Here is a 5,246-nt window from a genome sequence, read left to right as displayed (position 1 = left end):
TCTGTTCCATCTGCCTCGCAGTCGAATTCGGTGAGCTCGCTCGCCATCAAGCGCAAAATTGGGGCGCTCACCGCATCGCTACGACGATGTTCGCCGCGCTCGGGTGGGCGGGCCGCGAACATTCGATTGAACATGTTCGGTTCGGTCGTGCGCTGCTCGAGCAGGAAGATTACGAGGCCGCGCGTATCGAATTCGAAAAAAGCCTACGAGCCCGTCCATCCGTCGGCGCCTGGGGAGGAGTGGGACGCTCCCTCGAGGGCGAACGCGACTTCTCGCGAGCAGCCGAAGCCTACGAGTCGGGCCTAGCAGTCGACCCGAACGACACCCCGCTGCTCCGCAGCGCAGCCGTCGCCCGATCCAAGCTCGGCGAGTACGAACGCGCCGTCACGTTGCTAATCCGGGTACTCGCATTGGAACCCAACAACCCGATGAACCGCCGAATGCTGGAGAGAGCGCAGCAGAACCTTGAACCCTCGGCGCGGCAGGACGCTCCGTAGGTCGCCGCGGGCGCGGATCCAAGCGTCGATTTTTCGGTGCCATCCTGTGCGCTTTTCTGCCAGCCAGGAACTTCTGCCTCGCGTCGCGTCCCCGGCAGGGAGCAAGTGGATGTAATCGAGAGCACTTCGGAGAAACAAGCTGGGTTGTTGACGAGGGCCGATTGGACGCATCCGCCAGGTTGAACTCGGAAATCCACAGCACCGCCAACAGCGGAAGGGCTCTCGACAAGTGTCAGGCGAAGCGGGCGCATGACGCGGTGTCAGTGATCCCGCGGCGCGACGCCGCCCCCGGTGAGCAGCTCCTGGAGATCGGCGGCCCGGGTGTGCCACTTGCCATAGTCGTGCGCTGCAATGCCATAGCGGTCGAAAGCTTCGCGCCAGGGAATCGGGCTCGGCAGCATACAGAGGGATGCGACAATGCGCGGGCCGTGATCCGGAACAACGCCGCGGTGAAGTGCTTGCGCCGGTGGGAAGAGAATGCCCTCCCCTGCTTTCATCTCGGGGCACTGGGGATCGAAGGCTACACCCGCGCGCTTCGCAAAGGGCGCAAGATCGTTCACCCGCGTCCGAACCGGGGCAAACGCGTAGCCCGTCTTTCTTGCGATGATCTGCGTAGCCGCCCTGTCGATCACCTCGGTTCCCCATCCGTGCTCCTCGAAATCGTTCAGGTAGAGGAGGAGCTTCAGATGGAAATCGGGGCCGTTGTCGCAGTGCCAGCGAAAAGAGTTGCAAAGGGCGGGCTTAGACGTGGGAATCGCCCGGCTCACGGTGTACCAGTAGACGAAGTACTCGCTTTTGAAGTAGCGAACCACGCGTTCGTCCACCGCCGGCGTCAACGCCTGCTCCAGCAGCTCGAGATCGAAGTCCCGATCGCCGATCTGGTACACCTGCTTGTGCGGCGACTTCTCTCTCGTGAAGACGCACTCGTAGTTTGCGTCGAGGCGCCGACGGAAGTCCGCCGCGACCTCGGGGGCGATCACCTGGAGGCGCTCGTATCCCACGGACGGATTCTCGCCCGGAGGCACCTCGCTGCGCGCAAAACGGCTGCGGCAGAAAGCGTGGTAGGCGTCGTATCCCGCTTCGCCATTCCACTTGCGCCGATTGCCCTCAACTCGGTCGGTCGCGCCGCCTAGGCGCCACGTGAAGTCCCTAAGTGTCGATATCATCATGGCAGGAGTTTCGAATAGCGGAAGCTAGCGCGCAACACCACTACTTGTTTTTCTATTAACATGGAAAAAAATTGTCCTCGAACGAGTCGGAATGCCACATCCATCCCGCGAGATGAGGCAAAAAGACTCAGCATTTTCCGACAACAGCAACATCCCCAATGAAATCGGCCGGTCCCGCACTCGATCGCTGAGGTCTTCGCGAACCACGTCGTCCGGTGGGATCAACGAAAATCGGAGCACAAGTTCCTTATCGAGCCTGACTCAGACATCAAATTGAGTCGGGCTGCGTTGCGCGGCTTGCGCCTCCTTCTACAATCGACCAAGAGCGTCATACAAACTTTTTCGAGCCGCCTCCAGATAGAGCCGGTTGTCTGGAAGCCCGTTGGTGAGGGCGCGGTTGGCCTTGCTGAGTTCGCGATAGGGAAGGCTGGTCAGGCGTCTGGATCAGCGGCGCGGTGTTCGGATTCGGATGTGGCGATCGGGAAGCTCACGGTCACCGTTGTGCCGATTTCGATTTGGCTCGACACTTCGATCCGTCCACCGTGCTCCTCGACGATCTGGCGGCAGATCGCGAGCCCTAATCCGAGCCCGTCCTGTTTCGTGGTGAAGAAGGGATCCCAGATCTTGACGAGGCTCTCGGTAGGAATGCCCCGGCCGTCATCCACGACCTGGATCGCGGCACCGATGGGCATGGGCTGGTCTGAGGTGTCCGACATCACCGTATAGATCTTCAAGTCAATGCGTTCGCCCGTGGGTTGAGCATCTGCTGCGTTGAGAATCAGATTGATCAAGAGTTGGCGCAGCTGATTCAGGTCGCCTTTGATCGGAGGCACATCCAGTTCCGCTTCGATGTGTATATCAAGGCTCCTTCGGCGAATCTCGGGGCCGACCAACGTGACCGCACTCTTTACGATGGTAGGCAGAGATGTCACCTCTGGATGGGATCCGGGAGCATCCGCCAACTCGGTGAATGATCGCAATACGCCGTCGATGCGCTCGACATCTTGAAGCAGGTTTCTCCTCAGCGTCTCGAACGCATCGTCGCGGGTCGTTGCGCGGGCGGCCTGGATCTTGTACTTGAGCGACGTCAGCGGTTCACTGACTTCGTGAACGACGCCACTGGTGAGTTGGGCGATGGAAGACTGTTTCTCCGCTTCAGCCAGGCCTGTCTGCATGTCCTGGAGGCGCGACTGTGCCAGTTGGAGGCGCTTTGCCATCAGCTGGAACTCTCGCGAGAGGGCTTCGATCTCGTTTGCGGGTTCGGACCCTACGAAGCGCATGTTGGCGCTGCGGTCCGATGCGATCTGGCTCATGGCTTTGCGCAGCTCGACGACCGGTTGGGCGAGTGTATGGGTCACCCAAATGCCCACCCTCGCCACAATCGCCAGGACCAGCGCGATGATGATCGAGAGGTAGATCGTCAATTTGCGAATTGGCGCACCGAACTGGGAGCGCGGATGTGTCACGAGCAGGCTCCACGGTTTGGACGCATCGCCCTTGGCCACGCGAACCACAGCGATCGAGACCAGTGCCTTGCTCGTTTCGAAGATGCGGCCCTGCTCGGTCGGCTCTAGGATCGCGTTGACCTCGTTCGCGTCGAAATCTTCGTTTACACTTCGCTTTCCATCGAGGCCATACGTTGTCTGCTTCTCTTGCGAGGGGCCGATGTAACCCAGATACCTTCCTTCTTCATCAACCAGGAGCGCTTCGGTTCCAGCTCGCAATGGCTCGATCAGTCGGAATAAATGAGTCGCATCGAGGTTGAGTACGAGAATTCCAGTTCGTTCGCCGTCCCGGCCGAAGAGCGGCATTCCAAAACGCAGCACGGGTCGGTGGGGTACCTCCACCCTTCCGCGTTCGACATTGAGTTCCAGAGGGGAAATGTAGATTTCATCTTTCAGGAGCTTCAGCGACGCCTCCACGTACTTCCGCCCGCGCTTGTTTTGCAATTGAGAAACCGGCACAGCTTTGGCTCGACCCTCCTCGACATTTAGGCGGGCGACCTCGCGGCCCTCGAGGTCGATGTAGCGAACCTGATAAAACGAACGCTTGCCCTGCGAAAACAGGATCAACTCCCGCTCCAACTGCTCGCGGAGTGATGCCACGCGCTCGTTATCTCCCGCTGTGCGTGCGTCCGCCAGCTCGTTCAGGAGTTGAGTTTGAGTCAGAAATTGCAGATCCGTCTGAACTGCCCAGAGGAATTCTTCAAGAGCATGCGCGCGCGCTCGGGTGTCGAAGACTTCCCGATCGATAGCATCAGTGCGCATCGATGTCTGCATGCTCGAAATGATGAATACGCTGATTCCGAGAGCGGGTAGCACCGAGAGCGCTACCATCGGAACGACGATCCTATTTCTCAGGGACATCTGATTGATTCGCGCGAACATGCTCACTCGTTGCTTGTCGGCTTACGCCAACTCAATCACTGCTACATTCGAGGCAGCGCGTCCATGTGGGGCGCTATGCCACATCCCGCATCGAGGCCATCCTCGTTAAGATTGGAGTGCACTCTTAAGCAGGCAACCCTGTGACCCGCGATTTAGCCGCCATTCTCAGCTGCTCTCTGATATTGCTTCTTGGTGTCGGGGTGTCCCTCTATCGATACCAGCTGGATGAAGTGGCAGCTCCAGAAATCAAACACTCCACAAATTCCGCGACGACGTGGCATGCGCGGTCTCTGCTAGCGGTCTCTAATATCGATCCTGCGGCCGAGCCGCAACCGGCTCGGAGCCGGCCGTATCGCGTGGTGACAACCCACGACGGGCGCAAAGCGTACGTGAGCCTCGCCGGCAACGAAATCAGCCCCGGAGACGAAATCGCCGTCATCGATGTGGCCGCGCGCGCGGAGAGGGGGCGGATTCGTGTTGGGTCCCAACCCTATGGCCTCGCCGTGCATCCTTCCGGGCGCTGGGTCATCGTAACGAACCGGTTCTCCAACTTCCTATCCGTGATCGATGTAGATACGGATCAGGTCGTCTCGAGGATACCGATCGAGTTTTACTCCGAAGATCTCGTTTTTGACCGGGATGGCCGCACGGCCTACGTGTCCAATTTCTTCCTGAATCTGTTAGTTGATTTCAATTTCCCATTAAAACTAACCTGATTGCCTCTCATCATGTTTTTAGCCCCGGACGGATGACGAGGTCGGCAGTTGCGGATGATCCGCAAGGCCTTTGCGGGCACGCGCGATCCTGCTGTGCCGCTTCGACGGTCCTATCGATCAATATGGAAGCGCCCCTGCGTCATCCCGCACCCTCCTCCCGGGCCGGAGATGACTTCCCGTCTTGTAGACGGAGTTGTTATCAGCCCCACGCTATGGAAGAGGTCGGCGGCCGCGTGTCGCCGGGATCGGGCTCAACTCCCTGGGGCATTTATAATATCGGCAGCATAGCGGTGCCACTAAAGATTGTAAATATATTTATATTGCTACTATTAACAATAACCACATCGCCTTGGCTATCGCCCCGACATGCAATCTGATCGACCCGGCTACCACGGCTTCGTCGCCGCGCACCGCTGAACGCGCACCCCCCGGACTTTCTGCCCATCCTCCCGCCAGATATAGTCAAGGGGGATATAA

4 protein-coding genes are annotated in these 5,246 nt (G+C 59.1%); 2 read left to right on the top strand and 2 right to left on the bottom strand.

All coding sequences use genetic code 11. The annotated features are described in order from the left end of the window. A partial coding sequence (locus tag IH881_20145) for a tetratricopeptide repeat protein (GenBank protein ID MCH7870009.1) occupies window positions 1-497 on the top strand: 497 nt, incomplete at its 5' end. A 260-nt stretch (window positions 498-757) separates the two neighbouring features. Here IH881_20145 and IH881_20140 read toward each other — a convergent pair. Together IH881_20140 and IH881_20135 are read right to left on the bottom strand one after the other, a co-directional pair. Further along, window positions 758-1,666: a hypothetical protein gene (locus IH881_20140; GenBank protein ID MCH7870008.1), complete on the bottom strand. Its 909-nt coding sequence runs from the start codon at window positions 1,664-1,666 to the stop codon at window positions 758-760. A gap of 431 nt (window positions 1,667-2,097) precedes the next feature. Next, a complete protein-coding gene (locus IH881_20135) occupies window positions 2,098-4,032 on the bottom strand; it encodes a hypothetical protein (GenBank protein ID MCH7870007.1) in 1,935 nt (644 codons plus the stop codon). Window positions 4,033-4,409: 377 nt separating this feature from the next. Between IH881_20135 and IH881_20130 the strand changes: the two genes are divergently transcribed. Further along, window positions 4,410-4,769 carry a YncE family protein gene (locus IH881_20130; protein ID MCH7870006.1) on the top strand — a complete coding sequence of 120 codons (360 nt, stop codon included), beginning with the start codon at window positions 4,410-4,412 and terminating at the stop codon, window positions 4,767-4,769. Window positions 4,770-5,246 lie beyond the last annotated feature (477 nt).

It is taken from the genome of Myxococcales bacterium (genome assembly GCA_022563535.1).
Taxonomy (GTDB): Bacteria; Myxococcota_A; UBA9160; order UBA9160; family UBA4427; genus DUBZ01.
Note: the sequence above shows the minus strand (reverse complement) of the source record. Positions and strands in the feature narration are given on the sequence as shown.

What these genes read in the sequence shown, in the direction of transcription:
- IH881_20135 (MCH7870007.1), bottom strand. Translation starts at nt 4,032, where the DNA reads ATGTCCCTGAGAAATAGGATCGTCGTTCCGATGGTAGCGCTCTCGGTG.
- IH881_20140 (MCH7870008.1), bottom strand. Translation starts at nt 1,666, where the DNA reads ATGATGATATCGACACTTAGGGACTTCACGTGGCGCCTAGGCGGCGCG.